At 63.8% G+C, this 16999-nt stretch carries 18 protein-coding genes; 13 read left to right on the top strand and 5 right to left on the bottom strand.

The features are described from left to right. Position 1 precedes the first annotated feature (1 nt). The 6 genes from QOU61_RS28290 to QOU61_RS28265 all read left to right on the top strand — a co-directional run bounded on the left by QOU61_RS28290 (position 2) and on the right by QOU61_RS28265 (position 6940). Positions 2–1165 carry a branched-chain amino acid ABC transporter permease gene (locus tag QOU61_RS28290; protein ID WP_289654497.1) on the top strand — a complete coding sequence of 388 codons (1164 nt, stop codon included), beginning with the start codon at positions 2–4 and terminating at the stop codon, positions 1163–1165. A gap of 8 nt (positions 1166–1173) precedes the next feature. After that, positions 1174–1986, top strand: a complete 813-nt coding sequence (locus QOU61_RS28285) for an ABC transporter ATP-binding protein (RefSeq protein ID WP_289654496.1) — start codon at positions 1174–1176, stop codon at positions 1984–1986. Further along, on the top strand, positions 1986–3716 hold the full coding sequence (locus QOU61_RS28280) for an amidohydrolase (RefSeq protein WP_289654495.1): 1731 nt from the start codon (positions 1986–1988) through the stop codon (positions 3714–3716). Before QOU61_RS28285 ends, QOU61_RS28280 begins: the two co-directional genes overlap by 1 nt. Next, positions 3713–5269, top strand: a complete 1557-nt coding sequence (locus QOU61_RS28275; protein WP_289654494.1) for a long-chain-fatty-acid--CoA ligase — start codon at positions 3713–3715, stop codon at positions 5267–5269. Before QOU61_RS28280 ends, QOU61_RS28275 begins: the two co-directional genes overlap by 4 nt. Before the next feature lie 123 nt (positions 5270–5392). Continuing rightward, a complete protein-coding gene (locus QOU61_RS28270; protein WP_289654493.1) occupies positions 5393–6037 on the top strand; it encodes a cupin domain-containing protein in 645 nt (214 codons plus the stop codon). A gap of 93 nt (positions 6038–6130) precedes the next feature. Next, complete coding sequence (locus tag QOU61_RS28265) at positions 6131–6940, top strand: enoyl-CoA hydratase/isomerase family protein (protein ID WP_289654492.1); 810 nt, start codon at positions 6131–6133, stop codon at positions 6938–6940. Between the two features lie 33 nt (positions 6941–6973). Here QOU61_RS28265 and QOU61_RS28260 read toward each other — a convergent pair whose 3' ends face one another. Further along, the gene (locus QOU61_RS28260) at positions 6974–7753 is read right to left on the bottom strand and encodes a TetR/AcrR family transcriptional regulator (protein ID WP_289654491.1); all 780 of its coding nucleotides are present in this window, start codon (positions 7751–7753) and stop codon (positions 6974–6976) included. Between the two features lie 104 nt (positions 7754–7857). Between QOU61_RS28260 and QOU61_RS28255 the strand changes: the two genes are divergently transcribed. From QOU61_RS28255 to QOU61_RS28240, 4 genes are read left to right on the top strand one after another with little or no spacing between them, the layout of a single operon-like run. Next, positions 7858–8292: a cupin domain-containing protein gene (locus tag QOU61_RS28255; protein WP_289654490.1), complete on the top strand. Its 435-nt coding sequence runs from the start codon at positions 7858–7860 to the stop codon at positions 8290–8292. Positions 8293–8333: 41 nt separating this feature from the next. Continuing rightward, positions 8334–9101, top strand: a complete 768-nt coding sequence (locus QOU61_RS28250; RefSeq protein WP_289654489.1) for an SDR family NAD(P)-dependent oxidoreductase — start codon at positions 8334–8336, stop codon at positions 9099–9101. A gap of 31 nt (positions 9102–9132) precedes the next feature. Further along, complete coding sequence (locus QOU61_RS28245) at positions 9133–9447, top strand: antibiotic biosynthesis monooxygenase family protein (protein ID WP_289654488.1); 315 nt, start codon at positions 9133–9135, stop codon at positions 9445–9447. A gap of 2 nt (positions 9448–9449) precedes the next feature. After that, on the top strand, positions 9450–10178 hold the full coding sequence (locus tag QOU61_RS28240) for an SDR family NAD(P)-dependent oxidoreductase (protein WP_289654487.1): 729 nt from the start codon (positions 9450–9452) through the stop codon (positions 10176–10178). 40 nt (positions 10179–10218) lie between these two features. Here the strand turns inward: QOU61_RS28240 and QOU61_RS28235 are convergent, their stop codons facing one another. Then, the gene (locus QOU61_RS28235) at positions 10219–11133 is read right to left on the bottom strand and encodes an NAD-dependent epimerase/dehydratase family protein (protein ID WP_289654486.1); all 915 of its coding nucleotides are present in this window, start codon (positions 11131–11133) and stop codon (positions 10219–10221) included. 294 nt (positions 11134–11427) lie between these two features. Between QOU61_RS28235 and QOU61_RS28230 the strand changes: the two genes are divergently transcribed. Both QOU61_RS28230 and QOU61_RS28225 read left to right on the top strand, forming a co-directional pair. Then, a complete protein-coding gene (locus QOU61_RS28230) occupies positions 11428–12453 on the top strand; it encodes a TRAP transporter substrate-binding protein (RefSeq protein ID WP_289654485.1) in 1026 nt (341 codons plus the stop codon). A 50-nt stretch (positions 12454–12503) separates the two neighbouring features. After that, positions 12504–14354: a TRAP transporter large permease gene (locus tag QOU61_RS28225; protein ID WP_289661824.1), complete on the top strand. Its 1851-nt coding sequence runs from the start codon at positions 12504–12506 to the stop codon at positions 14352–14354. Positions 14355–14392: 38 nt separating this feature from the next. Here the strand turns inward: QOU61_RS28225 and QOU61_RS28220 are convergent, their stop codons facing one another. Genes QOU61_RS28220 through QOU61_RS28210 form a run of 3 tightly spaced genes read right to left on the bottom strand, consistent with a single transcriptional unit; the run spans position 14393 to position 16045 of the window. Next, entirely contained in the window at positions 14393–14548 is a 156-nt protein-coding gene (locus QOU61_RS28220; protein WP_289654484.1) for a hypothetical protein, read from the bottom strand. Between the two features lie 19 nt (positions 14549–14567). Next, positions 14568–15029, bottom strand: a complete 462-nt coding sequence (locus tag QOU61_RS28215; protein WP_289654483.1) for an NADPH-dependent F420 reductase — start codon at positions 15027–15029, stop codon at positions 14568–14570. 47 nt (positions 15030–15076) lie between these two features. Next, positions 15077–16045, bottom strand: coding sequence for a LysR family transcriptional regulator (locus QOU61_RS28210; protein ID WP_289654482.1), 969 nt, complete (start codon positions 16043–16045; stop codon positions 15077–15079). A gap of 94 nt (positions 16046–16139) precedes the next feature. Between QOU61_RS28210 and QOU61_RS28205 the strand changes: the two genes are divergently transcribed. Then, on the top strand, positions 16140–16910 hold the full coding sequence (locus QOU61_RS28205; protein WP_289654481.1) for a type 1 glutamine amidotransferase domain-containing protein: 771 nt from the start codon (positions 16140–16142) through the stop codon (positions 16908–16910). The last annotated feature ends 89 nt before the right edge of the window (positions 16911–16999 follow it).

The raw sequence follows: 16999 nt of genomic DNA, 5'->3' as shown, positions 1-16999 counted from the left end.
GATGACGCCAGCGATCGTCCATCCAGCCGTGCCGGGATTGCAGCCATGGGCGAAAAGCCTCCTGCTGCTTGTGGCGTGCCCGCTTGCGGCCGCTTCCATTCGCCTGCTCTCGGCGACCGAGCTTGGGTTCGTCATCGCCGCGCTGGCGATCTTCCTGTTTGTCCCTGCCACGCGTCGGATCGCCACCGGCCTGCTCGGACGGGGCGCGGCGGGCCCGTCCCCCTGGCTCGCGTCCCTGCTCGGCGCCGCGCTCGTGCCCTTCGTGCTCGGCTCGGACGGCTACTGGTTCTTTGTCCTCTCGCTGACGATGATCTTCGCCATGATGGCGCTGGGGCTCAACATCCAGCTTGGCGAGATCGGCGTGGTCAATCTCGGCTTTGCCGGCCTGTTCGCGCTCGCCGCCTACGCAAGCACGCTGCTCACCATCCAGGGCGTGCCGTTCTGGCTTGCGATGCTCGGCGCCACCGCCTTGTGCTGGGTGACGGGAGCGCTGCTGGGACTGTGTTCGCTGCGGACCACCGGCGACTATTTCGCGCTGGTCACGCTCGGCTTCGGGCTGATCGTCTACCAGCTCGTCGTCAACCTGCGCGGCCTCACCCGCGGATCCGACGGGATCACCAACATCCCGGCGATCACCGTGTTCGGCCACAGCGCCAAGTCGCCATTGAACATCGGCGGCCTCGTGCTGCCGCCGCAGGCCAACGGCTACTATCTGTGCCTCGCAGTCCTGGCGGTGCTGGTGTTCGTGGCGCTGCGCTTCAGGCATTCCTGGATCGGGCGGACCTGGGGCGCGGTCCGCCAGGATGCCGTCGGTGTCTCGTGCTTCGGCGTCAACGTGCCCGTTTTCCGGGTGCTGACGATCGCGTTCGGCAGCGCATTCGCAGGTCCAGCCGGCAGCCTGTTTGCGCACCTGATCGGCTTCATATCGCCGGATGATTTCACGCTGCTGCAGTCGATCGAGGTGCTCGCGATCGTGATCCTCGGCGGCATGGGGAATATCGGCGGCATCCTTGTCGGCAGCGCCATCCTCATGATCATGCCGGAGAAGCTGAGGGCCCTCGGCGACTACCGGTTGATGATCTATGGCGCGATGCTGGTGGTGCTCTTGATCTATCGGCCGAAGGGGCTGTTTCCCGATCCGCGGCGCATTTTCGACAAGGCGTGAGACGAGCAATGACCTCAGGCGAGCTGGAGATCAGCAATCTCACGAAGTCCTTCGGCGGGGTACAGGCGCTCGCCGGCGTCGACCTCAAGGTCGGCGCCGGCGAGACCGTCGGCGTGATCGGTCCGAACGGTTCCGGCAAGACGACGCTGTTCAACGCGATCACCGGCATCGTCGCCGCCGACGGTGGCAGCGCCCGGTGGAAGCAGAGGGATGTCGACCTTCTCAAGCTCAGGCCGTGGGAGATCTTCGCGGCCGGCATCGCGCGCACCTTCCAGAACATCCGCCTGTCGCCCGGCCAGTCCATCCTCGAGAACGTGCTGGTCGGCTGTCATCTGGTGGCGCGCACCGGCTGGTGGAGCGTGCTGTGCGGGCTGCCGCAGGTGAAGCGGCACGACGAAAGTGCGCGCCAGCGCGCCATCGATGCGCTGGAATTCGTGGCGCGCGATCTCGCGGCAACGCCGAACCGGCTCGCGGGTGAACTGTCCTACGCCGATCGCCGCCGTGTCGAATTTGCGCGCGCGCTGGTGTCCGGTCCCGATCTGCTCCTGCTGGACGAGCCTACCGCCGGCATGAACCCGCGCGAGACCGAGGAGATCGGCGACGACATCCGCAAGATCGCGGAGCGCGGCCTGTCGATCCTCGTCATCGAGCACAAGATGAAGTTCGTCGCCTCGCTCGCCTCGCGCATCGCGGTTCTGAACTTTGGCAAGAAAATCGCCGAGGGCTCCTATGACCAGGTCAGGTCGGACCCGACCGTGATTGCCTCCTATCTCGGTCGCAAGGGCGATCATCTCTCGCAGAATGTTGTAGGGGAAGCGTAATGGCTACTCATCCGCACCAGCCGGTGGTCCTGTTCGGCGCCCGCGTCCATGCTTTCGACGGACGCGACGGCGCCGACGCCGTGCTCATCTCCGGCGGCCGCGTCGCTGCGCTGGGCCGGAAGAAGGACGTGCTGGCCAACATTCCCACCGGCACGCGCCGGATCGATGTTGGTGATGCGACCATCATGCCGGGCCTGATCGATACCCATCCGCACCTCCTGCATTATGGCTCGCTGCAGCGGCCGCTGGTGGACATCGCCGATGCGGTCGATCATGCCGATATTTGCCGCCGGATCGCGGCGCGCGCCGCGACCACGCCCGAAGGCGAGTGGATCATGACCACGCCGGTCGGCGATGCGCACTACTTCATCAAGCGAAGCTTCAAGGATCTGGCCGAAGGGGACCTGCCGACCCGTCAGGTGCTCGACCAGGCGACATCGGTCCATCCGGTCGTGATCCAGGCCTGGGCGCCTCGGCTGCCCAACGCGATCGCCTTCAATTCGCTCGCGCTTGAAAAGCTCGGCATCACGCGCGAGACGCCGGAGCGGGTGGCCAACGTCTGGATCGAGAAGGATGCGGAAGGCGTGCCGACCGGCCGGCTGCGCGGCTCCGTCACCAACTACTACAACAACGACACCTTCGCGAACGATCTGTGGCTCAAGATCCCATTCCTCAAATACGAGCATCTCGAGCCCGGCACCAGGGATGCGATCGCGGCCTATCACAAGGTCGGCGTCACCGCGGTCTATGAAAATCACATGATGGACCGCAGCTTGATCGACGCCTACCGGTCGCTGCGCGACAAGGGCGAGCTGGAGCTTCGCGTGCTCGCCTCGCAGGAGGCGGAAGCCTACGGCATGCCCTGGAGCAAGCCACGGCCGATGCCCGATTTCATGCGCAGGCTGGAAAACGCCGCCTCGTCGATCGAGCTGAGCCACGATCGCTTCCGCTTCAACGGCGTGACCATCATGTGGGACGGCACCTGCTTCCCCGGCGGCATGATGATGAAGGAGGAATACGAGGGGCCTTACGGCGAAAAGACCAAGGGGTTCTATCACATCACGCCGGAAAAGGCGGAAATCGTCATGCGGTTCTGCGCCGAGCGCAGGATCCGGCTGAACACGATGTGCATGGGCGCGCAGGCGAACGAGGAAAATCTCGCGATGCTGGAGCGCGTGGCGCGGGAATTCGATATTCGCTCGCTGCGCTGGGTGCTGGTCCATGCTGTCTTCATCGAACCGCAGCAGATCAAGCGCTACGCGAAGCTCAACATGGCGCTGACGACCTCGATGTCGTTCTGCTGGGGCAAGGGCGACCTGTTCCGACAGCGCATGAAGCACGTCAAGCTCGACGAATTGCAGCCGCTGCGGCTGTTCTTCGACTCCGGCTTCGATATCGCGGGCGGCAGCGACTGGGGCCCGAAAAACTCCTTCGAGCAGATTGAGCTGGCGCTGACCCATGAATTCGGTTGCTCGGGCCATCGCAACCTCGGGCCCAACCAGAAGATCGACCGCGCCGAGGCGCTGTCGATGTGGACGACCGGAGCTGCGTCGGTGATGGAATGGCCCGAGATCGGATCGCTCGCGGTCGGCTGCTACGGCGACGTCGTCGTGGTGGACAGGGACCTCGCGGCATGTCCGGAAGCGGAGATCGGCAAGGCGCGCGCGCTGATGACCATGGTCGGTGGGCACGTGGTCCACGACTGCGGCGATATCCCTGGTGCGACATGAGGATCGACGACATCATCTGGCACAATGCGCGGGCGCGGGCCGACAAGCTCGCGGTCGCCTGCGGTGCGGTCAGGCTGAGCTTCGCACAGCTCGCCGAGCGCTCGCGCAAGGTTGCCAATGCGCTCGCCGGCCTCGGCGTGCAGCGCGGCGAGCGGGTCGCGGTGCTTGCCACCAACACGGCTGAATATGTCGAGGTCGTGTTCGGCATCGCCGCGGCCGGCGCGGTCTGGGTACCGCTCAATTTCCGGCTTGCCGCCGAAGAGCTTGAATTCATCATTGCCGACTCGGAAGCCGCTGCCGTCGTCTACACCCATGACATGGTGTCCGCGGTGGACGCGATCAGGGATCGCCTGCCGGCGGTGCGGACGTGGATACGGATCGGCGGCGGGGCGGCGGGTGGTGCTGCGGTCGCCTATGACGACATGCTGTCGCGCGCCAAAGCCAGCGCTCCGTCCACAATGGCATCGTCCGCCGATCTCTTCACCATCATGTATACGAGCGGCACGACCGGCCGGCCGAAAGGCGCGATGCTCTCGCATGAGGCGTTCTCGCTCGGAACGCTCTTGAGCTCGATCGCGCTGAACGCCCGCCCCGAAGACGTCAAGCTCCAGGTCATTCCGCAGTTTCATGCCGGCGGACAGATCTATCAGCTTTGTCATCTCGCGATGGGATCGACCATTGTGGTCTGCCCCCGCTTCGATCCGGATCTGGTGCTGCGCCTGCTGACCGACGAGGGCGCAACCGCGGTGGGCCTTGTGCCCTCGATGCTGGTTGCGATGCTGGAGGCGCCGGCGATCCGCAAGACCGACCTCAGCCGGCTGACGCGGGTGATGTATGGCGGCTCCTCGATCCCCGAGGACCGCCTGGCGCAGGCCCTGGAGCTGACCAACGCCGCGTTCCTGCAGACCTATGGCCAGACCGAGGCCGGCGTGCTGGTCTCCGTGCTCGACGCGCAGGACCACCGCGCCGGCGCCAGCGGCGCGCCGCAATTGCTGCGCTCGTGCGGCCGCGCGATGCTTGGCTACGACATCAGAATCGTCGATGACGCAGGCCGCGCGGTGCCGGACGGCGAGCTCGGCGAGCTGTGCGTGCGCGGCCCGAGCCTGATGCAGGGCTACTGGAAGAAGGAAGCCGCCACCGCCGCGACGCTCGTCGAAGGACAGCTACATACCGGCGACGTGGCGCGCAGGGATGGTGAAGGCCGCTTCTACATCGTCGACCGCAAGAAGGACATGATCATCTCGGGCGGCGAGAACATCGCCTCCGCGGAGGTCGAGGGCGCGCTGTCCGGTCATCCGTCGGTGCTCGATGTCGCCGTGATCGGCGTGCCCGACGAGCGCTGGGGCGAGGCGGTGAAGGCGATCGTCGTGCGCAGGGCGGGATCGAATCCGTCCGCCGACGAGCTGCTCGAGCATTGCCGGAACCATCTCGGCGGCTTCAAGGTGCCGAAATCGGTCGACTTCGTCGACAACCTGCCGCGAAATGCGTCGGGCAAGGTGCTGAAGGCCCAGCTCCGCAATCCGTACTGGGAAGGAAGGGCGCGCAAGGTATGAGGACGGGGCTCCCGACATCGGGTCCATCGCCCGCTTGCGCCGATGGTCGCCATTTGCGTTATCTGTTGCTGTTCGACCAATGGTTGTGACAAGGCATTGCCGTAATGAAAGGATGATTCCTCGATGGCGGTAGCAAAGACACGGCGCAGGACCGGCAAGGGCCAGGAATTGCGAAAGATCGCTGCCGATAGCGGCAGTGCCGCGGACGAGATCAAGATCGGCCTGCGGTTGAAGCATGCGCGGCTCGCGAAGCATCTGAAGCTTCGCGAGCTTGCCGACCGGCTGGGATGCTCCGAGAGTTTCCTGTCCAAGCTCGAGAACGACAAGGTGCGTCCGTCGCTCTCGATGCTGCACCAGATCGTCGGCACGCTGGACATCAACATCGCGGCGCTTTTCGCCGATCCCCTGACGGATGCGCCGGTGCTGATCATGCGATCGGACAACAGGCCGGTGATCCGGACCGATCCCCTGCTGCAGGGGCCTGGCATCGCGCTGGAACGGCTGATCGCGACCGCCAAGGGGGCGCTGATCGAGGCCAATATCCACTGCGTGTCGCCGGGCGGGCATACCGACGGCGAGATCATCCACGACGGCGAGGAGATCGGCTACGTTCTGACCGGCGAGCTGGAGCTGCATGTCGCCGGCGAAACCTACCATGTTGCCGAAGGCGACTGCTTCTTCTTCAAGTCGGATTTGAGCCACGGCTATCGCAACCCCGGCAAGGTCATGACCAGGGTGCTGTGGGTCTGCACGCCCCCGACCTTTTGAATTTCCCTGCAAGTAACTTTCTTGATGGGAAAGTATCTTGACTGGAAGCTCGAAGGAGCTAGTTTCGCCTCGAACGGCAACAGGGAGCAAACCGTGACGGATCGCTATGCGGGCTATACCCGCCTTCTCTTCTCCAGGCCCGCGCCGGGCGTGCTCAAGATCGAGATGAACCGCCCCGATCGCTACAACGCGACCGACAATGCGATGCATCACGAACTGGTCCGCGTCTGGAAGGACGTCGACGACGATCCTGATGTCTCGGTGTCGCTGATCACGGGTGTCGGCAAGGCGTTCTCCGCCGGCGGCGATTTCGAGATCATCAAGGAGAACATCAACGATTTCGAGAAGCGGGCCGAGCACTGGAAGGGCGCGCGCGATCTCGTCTACAACATGATCAACAGCGCAAAGCCGATCGTCAGCGCGATCCGCGGACCTGCGGCCGGCGCGGGCCTGGCGGTGGCGCTGCTTGCCGACATCTCGATCGCAGGCAAGACGGCGAAGATCGTCGACGGCCACACACGGCTCGGGGTCGCCGCCGGCGATCACGCCGCGATCGTCTGGCCGCTTTTGTGTGGCATGGCCAAGGCGAAATATCTCCTGATGCTCTGCGAGCCGCTGACGGGCGCGCAGGCCGACGAGCTTGGCCTGGTGTCGATGTCGGTCGAGGATGCCGAGCTGGAGCAGCGCTCGCTCGAAGTCGCCGAGAGGCTGGCGACCGCCGCTCCGACCGCCATCCGCTGGACCAAATATGCCATGAACAACTGGATGCGCATGGCAGGGCCGATCTTCGATACGTCGCTCGCGCTGGAGTTCCTCGGCTTCACCGGCAATGAGGTGCGCGAGGGCCTGCAGGCGCATCTCGACAAGCGCAAGCCGCAGTTCGACCAGAAGAGCCCGATCTGATCGGACGCGTCGTTTGATCGATCAGTGGTGCGTTCATGCGTTGCCGTCGCGGACGAACAGCACGGATTGCACGGTCATCGGAAAGCCTTTCAGCAGGCTGTCGACCGAAAGCTCGATGAACGACTGCAGGTCGATCTGCGGCGTCACTTGGTGCACCTCGCGCCGAACACCGTAGTTGAAGATCCCGCCGTGGAAGTTCCAGTACGTCTCGGTTTCCGCCGCGGTGATCGGGATTTCGTCCGGCCGGACAAGACCGGCCTCATGCCGGATCTCGATGCAGATCTTGCGGACGAGTTTCTCCTCGAAGAAGTTCATCCACCAGCGATCGATCTCGCAGCCGCGCAGCGCAGCAAACAGGCAGATGCGGATCCACTGTGGCGTGAACAGCGTCTCCGAATAGTGCATGTAGAAATCGACTAGGCGCTGGCGCAGCGGCTTGCTGCGGTCGCTGATCTGGTCTTCCCACTCGTCGCGCCAGTGGTTGAGGAACACGGTCTTGTAGACCTCGTGCAGCAGATCGCTCTTTTTCGGGAAGAAGTAATAGATCAGCGATTGCGTAATGCCGAGGCGCTTCGCCAGTGACCGCGTGCCGCCGTCGAAGCCGACCTCGGAGAAGAAGCTCACCGCGCCGTCGATGATCTGCTGGCGTCGTTCTTCGGGCGAGTACCGCCGCGCCCGCGGACGCTGCGTGCGTTTGGTGCCCTTCTTGACGAGCGGCGCTGAGCGCTTGGGAGATTTCTTGGGCAGGCCGGCCTCCGTGACAGGCGATTCTATAGAGGATGGACCTTTGCGGGGCAACCAATCCGAAGCCATGCCCCGCTTTCGCAACCTTCCGGCGGCATAGCGCGACCCGCTTCTTGACATTGATCAGTTGATCAATAGCATTGCGTGATAACTTTCGAACACGGGGATATACCATGAATTCTCAAAATCCATTGATAAAAAAGGAGTTTTTTGGCTGGCCGGTCGCGATTGCGGCTGATTTCGCGACCAGACAACTGAGCGGCTGCGTTGGAACGCGGCTGTTGTCCGAGACTGATCGTGTGCGGGTGTGGGAGATTCGCCTGCCGCCGGGGGCGCGGCTCGGCTTCCACCGCCATGTGCTCGACTATTTCTGGACCGCCGTTACGGCCGGTAAGGCGCGCTCGTACCGCGACGACGGCTCGGTCGCCGAAGTGTCCTATTTCCCGGGCGAGACCCGGCATTCGCACTACGCCGCCGGCGAGTTCAAGGTCCACGACCTCGAGAATATCGGCGATACCGAGCTCGTGTTCTCGACCGTCGAATTTCTCGAAAGCGAGAACCTCCCGATCGCGCTGCCGGCTGCGATACGGTCGGTCAACAACGCTTAGCCTTAGCCGAACTGCGCCGACGATCGAAAAAGGGGGGAGACATGACCGGGAGGCTGGCCGGAAAATCGGCGATCATCACTGGCGGGGCAGGCGGGATCGGCTCCGCCACCGCGCGCCTGTTTGCCGAACAGGGCGCTCGCGTCGCGCTTGTCGACCATGACGGCGAGGCCTGCGAGGCGGCGGCGAGAGCGATACATGATGACGTGCCGGATGCAGATCTCCTAGCCCTGACGGCGGATGTCTCCAGCGAGGCCGAGGCGATAGCCACAGTCAAAAAGGTCGTCAGCGCCTGGGGCGCACTGCACGTGCTGGTCAACAATGCTGGCGTCCGCGAATATCTGGCTCTCGACGCCGCCACGCCGGAATCCTGGCAGCGCATCATCGGCGTGAACCTGCTCGGTGCCGCCTATTTCGCCAAGGCGGCGCTACCGAACATGCGACGGGCCGGCGGGGCCAGCATCGTCAACATCTCTTCGACCTACGGCGTCAATGGCCGCGCCGGCATGGGCCAGTACGACTGCACCAAGGCAGCGCTGCTCTCCTTCACCCGAACGCTCGCCTTCGAGGAGGTCGCCCACGGCATCCGGGTCAATTCGATTTGCCCGGGCTACATCGTCACGCCGTTTCACACGCGCCGGTTCGCGACGTCAGAGGCCAAGCTGAAGGCGCAGCCGATCGAGTTCTGCCTGATGCGGCGCTGGGCCGATCCAAAGGAAATCGCCTATCCCGTTCTCTGGCTTGCCTCGGACGAGGCCTCCTATATCACCGGTACAGAGATCATGGTGGATGGCGGCCGCCCCGTGATCTGATTTCGTTCGTGAGAGAAGCAAGGTTGGGATAATGATCCTCGAAGTTGCACGTATCAACGTGAAGGCCGGCATGACCGGAGAATTCGAATCGAACGTCGGGAAGGCCGTGCCGCTGTTCCTGCGCGCCAGGGGCTGCCACGGCATCGAGCTGCAGCGCTCGATCGAGCGCAAAAACGGCTACCTGCTGCTCGTCAAATGGCAGACGCTGGAAAATCATACGGTCGATTTCCGTGGGTCCGAGGATTTCAAGCAATGGCGGCAGCTCGTCGGCCATTGCCTGGAGGGAACGCCTGCCGTCGAGCACACCGAATTGGCCGTCGACGCGTCCGCGAAGGGGCGAGTGTAGTGGTGCAACAGGCTCGGGCGGTTGTCACAGGCGGGGGCAGCGGCATTGGTGCTGCGACCGCAGCAGCGCTGGCGCGCGAAGGCTGGCGGGTGGCGATTATCGATGTCGATCGCGATGCGGCGAGCCGCGTCGCCCGGGCTCACGGGCCGCAGCATCTCGCCGTCGGCGCCAACATATCAAGCGAAAGCGAGGTCGTTGCCGCGTTCGCCGAGATCGCCGCGCAGTTCGGCCAGATCGATGCGCTCGCCACCTGCGCCGCGCTGCTCGACACCACGCCGTTCCTCGAAACGAAAACGGACAGCTTTCGCCGCCTGCATGATGTCAACGTGGTCGGGACGTTTCTCGCTATCCGCGAGGCCACGAGATCGATGCCGCGCGGCGCCGCGATCTGCACCCTGTCGAGCATCGCTGGCCTGCGCGGCGGAGGCACGGTGGGAACGGCTGCCTATGCGGCCACCAAGGGCGCGGTGCTGGCTTTGAGCAAGACGGCGGCGCGTGCACTCGCGCCGCAAGGCATCCGGGTCAATTGTGTCGCGCCGGGACCGACGCTCACGCCGATGCTGCAGCCGCATTTTGCCGAACGGCGGCAAAAGATCGAAGACGCGATTCCGCTCGGCCGCGCCGGAACACCGGAGGAAGCGGCGGAAGCCGTCGCGTGGCTGTTGTCGCCGCGGGCCGGCTTCATCAACGGTGCGACGATCGTGATCGACGGCGGAATGGTGATGTATTGACGCGCGCCGCACGCGTCGGTGGGGCGGCGCTGCCGTCCGCTCATCCGTGGGCAAAATCCCCGGCATAGCAGCCGTGCTCGATCTCCTCGGTCAAGGCGGGCCCCGCAGGTTTCCATCCCAGCATCATGCGCGCTTTCGCGGCGCTGACGCGGCTGTTGGAGCCGTAGCTGGTGATGGCGCTCGAACCCCAGGCGCGCAGGGCGTCCTCGACCGGCCAATCCTTTGTTGTTGCGCCGAAACCGAGCGTCCTGCCGATCGCAGATGCCATGTCCTTCCAGGACGATTCGCCATTCTCGGCGTAGAACAGCGAGCCCGGCGGCGCTTTTGCAAGCGCGAGCATGTACAGCGTGACGACATCGTCGATATGGACGTGAGACCAGATGTTAAGCCCACGGCCGACATGGTGCGCGATGCGAAATTTTTGCGCGAGCTCGATCAAATGCGGGATCTGCATGCTGTGCGGATTGAGGCCGTGGCCGCGCCCATAGATCAGCGTAGGGCGGATCACGACGCTGGCCACGTTGCGTTGCGCCGCGAGCAGCACGGTGCGGTCGACCGCGACGCGAAGCATGCGCTCGGGCAAGGGCTCGAACGGCGTATCCTCACTGAAGACGCAATCGCTACGTTCTCCCGCCGCACGATCGGCGACCACGCTGGAGCCGCTGGTATGAATGAACCGCTTGCCGGAGCCCGCCAGGGCCTCGACGATGGCGTTGGCCACAAACCAGTCGTCGGAATTCGCGGTGTTGACGACGGCATCGACTTGTCGCGCGGCGTCCGTAATCGTTGTGAGGTCGGCGAGCGAGCCCAGAACCGGTTCGATGCCCCGCGCGCGCAGTTGCGTCGCCTTGTCTTCCTGTCTGACGAGACCGAAAACCTGATGGCCGCTGGCGACAAGCCGCGCCGCGAGCGAGCCGCCGATATACCCCGTAGCGCCTGTGACGAATATCCTCACCGAATGCCTCTTTTCCTTGGGCGTGCGCCACATTGCCGCGCATACGTCATGCAAATCATCACGGCTTCTGGCTCTGTGAAACCTTATTGTTCGATTGAACAATCATAGCAAAACAATCCATATCTGCAATATGGCTTGGGTGGATTGACTACTGATCGATAGATCAGTAGGTTCTCGGTTCGACGCCATCGGTTGCGCCGCGCATGCGGAGCACCGGCTGGCTTTGACCGAGGCCGAAGCGGCAGCCGCCGCCGCGAGGCCGAAAAATAGCGCGGCACAAGGGGAGGGATGTTCATGGCAGCTCTGACGCGCCGCCGCTTTGTCAGGAAACTTGCCGCGACGGGAGCGGGGTCGCTGTTTGCGATCAACATCCTGAGCTCGCGCGCGCGAGGCGCGGAATTCGTCCTCAAATACGCCAACCAGCAGCCGGTGACGAACCCGATCAACCTCCGCGCCAAGGAGGCGGTGGAGAAGATCAGGCAACAGACCAACGGCAGCGTCGAGATCCAGATCTTTCCGAACAACCAGCTCGGCAGCGACACCGACATGATTTCGCAGCTCCGTAGCGGTGCGATCGACTTCATGACGGAAACCGGCGCGCTGACGGAGAATCTGGTGCCGACGGGCTCGATCAACGGGGTCGGCTTCGCTTTCCCGGACTATCCGTCGGTGTGGAAGGCGATGGACGGCGATCTTGGTGCGCTGGTCCGGGCGGCCTTTGCCAAGGCCAATCTGCATTGCTTCGAGAGGATCTGGGACAATGGCTTCCGCCAGATCACGACTGGAACGAAGCCGATCAACACGCCGGACGATCTCACCGGATTCAAGATCCGCGTGCCGGTCAGTCCTATCCAGGTATCGCTGTTCCGCTCGCTCGGCGCCGCGCCAACCAGCCTGCCGATCAAGGAGGTCTATTCTGCCCTGCAGACCCGCCTGGCGGACGGCCAGGAGAACGCGCTGGTCCTGATCGAGGTCTTCAAGTTCTACGAAGTGCAGAAATACTGCTCGCTGACTGGTCACATGTGGGACGGGTTCTGGATGCTGGCGAGCGGCAAGAGCTGGAACCGCCTGCCGAAGGAGGCGCAGGAGATCATCAGCCGCAACTGGAACGAAGCCGCGCTGTTGCAGCGCGAGGACAGCGAGAAGCTCGACAAGTCGCTGCAGGCGATCCTCAGCAGCAAGGGCATGGTGTTCAACAGACCTGACGTCGAGCCGTTCCGGGCGAAGCTGCGCGCCTCCGGCTTTTATAAGGAGTGGCGGGAGAAGTTCGGCGACGAGGCCTGGCAGGTGCTCGAGAAATACACCGGGAAACTCGCCTGATGTCGGTCCAGCCGCTGCGGGCGTCAGGGTCGGCGTCGTCGGATGTCGCCATGGCCGCGCCGAGCGGCACGGCGCGGATGGCCGTCTCACTGCAATGGGCCGAGCGAATCTTGGGATGGATCACCGAGATCCCGGCGGCCATCCTCGTCGTGGCCGAAATCGTCGTGATGTTTGCGAGCGTCGTGGCGCGCTACGTCTTCAACAGGCCGCTGATATGGTCGGACGAGCTTGCCGTCATCCTCTTCATCTGGCTCACGATGTTCGGCGCGGTGATCGCGCTGCGGCGCGGCGAGCACATGCGGCTGACGACCGTGCTCAGCCTCGTGTCGCCGCGCTGGCGTAGCTGGCTCGAGACCGTCGCATTCATCAACATCATCGTGTTCCTGGTCGCCATCATCTCGCCGACCAGCGAGTATCTCGCCGACCAGTGGGCGATCCTGACGTCGGCACTGCGGATTCATGACACGTTCCGGGTCGCGGCGATCGCGGTCGGTGTCGTCCTGATGCTGGCGGTCGCGGTCCTGCGGCTGTTTCAGAACTCGTCCGCGCGCCAGGTCCTGGCTGCGGTAGTCGTCATCTTCCTTGTCGCGGGTGCGCTCGTTGCGGCGCGCCCGCTTTTGCTTGCGATCGGCAACTTAAACCTGATCGTGTTCTTCGCCGGGCTCGTCACCGTCTGCGTCGCGATCGGGACGCCGATCGCATTCAGCTTTGGTCTTGCGACGCTGGCCTATCTGTCGATCGCGACGACGGCGCCGATGACCATCATCGTCAGCCGGATGGATGAGGGCGTGTCCGAGCTCATCCTTTTGTCGATCCCGCTGTTCGTGGTGCTTGGCCTGTTGACCGAGATGATGGGGCTGGCGCGGGCGCTGATCGATTTCATGGTTTCGGTTCTGGGCCATATCAGGGGCGGGCTGTCCTATGTGCTGATCGGCGGCATGTTCCTGGTGTCGGGGATCTCCGGCTCGAAGACTGCCGACATGGCGGCGGTGGCGCCGGTGCTGTTTCCGGAGATGAAACGGCGAGGATCGCGCCCGGGCGAACTGGTTGCGCTCTTGTCAGCGACCGGGGCGATGTCGGAGACCATTCCGCCGAGCTTCGTCCTCCTGACGATGGGGTCGGTCACCGGCATTTCCATTGCTGCCTTGTTCACGGGCGGACTGCTTCCGGCAGCGGTAGCCACGCTCGCCCTGGTGATCATGGTCTATATCCGCTCACGCACCGAGGCGCCGGTCGGCGCGCGGGCGCCGCGGGCTGCGATCGTCAAGCTGTTCTTCGCCGCGCTGCCAGCACTGGCGCTACCCTTCATTATCCGTGCCACCGTTGTCGAGGGCGTTGCGACCGCAACCGAGGTATCCTCGGTCGGCGTCGTCTACACACTCGTGGTCGGCTATCTCGTCTACCGCAGCTTCGACGTCCGCCGGGTATTTCCGATGTTGGTCGCGACCGCATCGCTGTCTGGTGCCATCCTGCTCATTATCGGCATGGCAACCGCGATGGCCTGGGCGCTGACGCAATCCGGCTTCTCGCAGCAGCTTGCGGAAGCGATGGCGGCCGTTCCCGGCGGGCGCTATGGCTTCCTCGCCGTCTCGATCGTGGCGTTCGCGATTCTGGGCGCTGTGCTGGAAGGAATTCCCGCGGTGGTGCTGTTCGGCCCGCTGCTGTTTCCGGCAGCGCGCGCGCTCGGAATCCACGACGTGCACTATGCCGTCGTGGCCATCCTGTCGATGGGCCTCGGGCTGTTTGCGCCACCATTCGGCATCGGATTCTATTCAGCCTGTGCGATCGGCGGGGTGGCGGCGGATGATGCGAGCCGCCGCATCTGGCCCTATCTCGGCGTCCTGCTGCTCGCGGTGATTATCGTCGCGCTGTTTCCGTGGCTATCGACCGGTCTGCTCTAGATCAGCGCGGCTCGGCCTCGCTAAGTGGCGCATCGATGTCAACGCTCGAGCACGGCCCACACGAAGTCCGGCGAATGGCCGTTGACGCGGACCATGCGCACCCAGAGCATGGTCATGTGCTCCAGATGCAGCGCCTGCTCGAGGCCGCCGACATCGTACGGACGCCAGCCGAGCTGCTCGATCAAGCCGGCCACGGTCGACTTCGCGCCGGCATCATTGCCGCAAAAACAGCATCACCGGCTCGACGTTGTAGCCGGCGTAATTGTTGTCCTCGAAATTCTCAAAGCCGTAGATCGTGAACGCCTTCACGACCTTCGCGCCCGGCACGAGCCTCTGGATCATCTCGGTGCCGGATTGCGCATTGTTCAGCCCATGCGTCAGTCCCGGGCCGACGGGATTGGTGCAATCGACCAGGATCTTGCCCGTCAGTTCACCGGCGACATTCTTCAGCGCGGTTTCATTGGCCTGAAAGGGCGTGGCGAGGAAAACCACGTCGGCGCCCTCAACCGCGTGCTTCGGATCGGCCGATCCGAGATGCGGGTTGGTGGCGAGAAGCTTCCGCAGTGACGCCGAGCCGGCGTCGTTCACGGCAAGCGTGACGTCATGTCCAAGCTTTTGCAGATGATCGGCGAGCGGCGCGCCGACATTTCCATAACCGACAAATGCGATCTTCATCGTTCCGTCTCCTTCCATGGCAGCCGCGGCCATCTCGGCCCTGACCTTCAGCGCCCCGAACGCTTCGCAATCGTATTGGTCGGCCGGTCGCCCCCGCATTCGGGAAGATCGAGCACGTGCTGCAGCTTTTCGATGAACCAGTTGATCAACTGGTTGTGAGCGTGCCGCTTGTGCCAGACGAGGACGGCGCGATAGGGCGGTATCTCGACGGGGACCTCATGGACATTCAGGTCGAACCGCTTCGAGAATACCTGGGCATGTCGTGCGGGAATGGTCGAGATCAGGTCGGTCGTCGCAACCGTTGCGATCGCCGGCAGGAAATAAGGGATCGACGCGACAAGATTTCGCGCCAGGCCGCGCCGGGCCAGCGCGCGGTCCACGATGCCTTCGAGCCCGCCGCCGAGCGACACCAGGATATGCGCCGGCTTGAGGTAGCTCTCGAGCGTCAGCTTGCGTCCTCCGATGACAGGATGCCCCTTGCGCGAGATCACGCGGTGGCTGTCCGTGAACAGGACGCACGATTCCAGCCCTTCGGGAATCCGCCAGAAATAGCCGAACGCCAGGTCGATGTCGTTGCCGAGCAGCGCGTCCAGCGCGGCGCGGCGCACCATCGGCCGGATCGATACCTGAATCCCGGGGGCGGACGTCCTGATCTCGTCAAACAGGGCGGCGGAGATCAGCGCGCAATGATGGTCCGGCATCGCGATGCGGATGGTGGCGCGTGCGCGCAGCGGGTCGAGATCCTTCGCGCCTGAAACCGCTTCGCGCAGGGCGTCCAGGATCGCACCGACGGTTGCTTCCAGCTCTTCCGCCCGCGCGGTCGGCTGCAGCCCGTGCGGCAGCCGCACGAACAGGTCGTCGTCGAAGATCTCGCGCAGCCGCTTCAAGGCGTGACTGATCGAGGATTGCGTCAGTTTCAGCCGTTCGGCCACGACCGTCATCTTGCGCGCGCGCATCAGCTCCTGAAACACCAGGAGGAGCGTGACGTCTATTCTTCTGATATCGATCTTGTTCATATGAGAGCTGAATAAATTTCATTAGCTGCGATATCGCCGGAACTATAAGTAGGGCGCCGATCAACGCAATCAATTGGTCGGAGCAAGTTCGAACATGAGTCTGCTGGATCCGAATCCCGTCAATGCCAGGCGGCCCAAGCGTATCGCCATCGTCATCTCCAATCCCGCGACCTCAAGCACGAGCGGCTGGCCCGTGGGCTTCTGGTGGAGTGAGCTGACGCATCCCTATTTCATGTTTGCCGAGAAGGGTTACGAGATCGAGATATTCTCGGAGCAGGGCGGCAGGTGCGAAGCCGACGCGATGAGCGATCCGCGCGATTCATCGGGCTATTCGGCGAGCGACCTGATCAGCATGGGCTTTATCGCGACCCCGCGGCTTGCAGCGCTGGTCGACGACACCAGGAAGGTTGCCGATATCGACGTCAACAGTTTTGACGCCCTCATCGTGGCCGGCGGTCAGGCCCCGATGTTCACCTACCAGGACGCCAAGGATTTGCAGCGCAAGTTCGTTGAATTCTACGAAAGCGGAAAGCTGACCTGCGCCCTGTGCCACGGCGTCGCCATTCTCCGCTACGTCAGGCTGTCCAGCGGCGAGTACCTTGCCAAGGGCAAGACGGTGACCGGCTTTGCGAATGTCGAGGAGGAGTTCGCCGACACCGCGGTCTGGGACATGAACATGCTGTCGCGGGACAAGCATGTGATGCCCTGGCGCATCGAGAACGAGATGAAGGCGATCGGCGCCAACTATGTCCAGGCCGGCATGTGGCGGGCCTTCGCCGTGCGCGACGGCAATCTGGTGACCGGGCAGCAGAATTTTTCCGGCGGGGAGACCGCCAAGGCTGTCATCGCGGCGCTTGGCGAATAGCAACGGCCGCGCGGCGCGACCGCAACGCCATTTTTTTCGAACGCGCGGATGCGCAACGTCGCTCCGGCTTGTTTGACAAGCCGGCGGGG

It is taken from the genome of Bradyrhizobium sp. NP1 (assembly GCF_030378205.1).
GTDB lineage: Bacteria > Pseudomonadota > Alphaproteobacteria > Rhizobiales > Xanthobacteraceae > Bradyrhizobium.
Note: the sequence above shows the minus strand (reverse complement) of the source record. Positions and strands in the feature narration are given on the sequence as shown.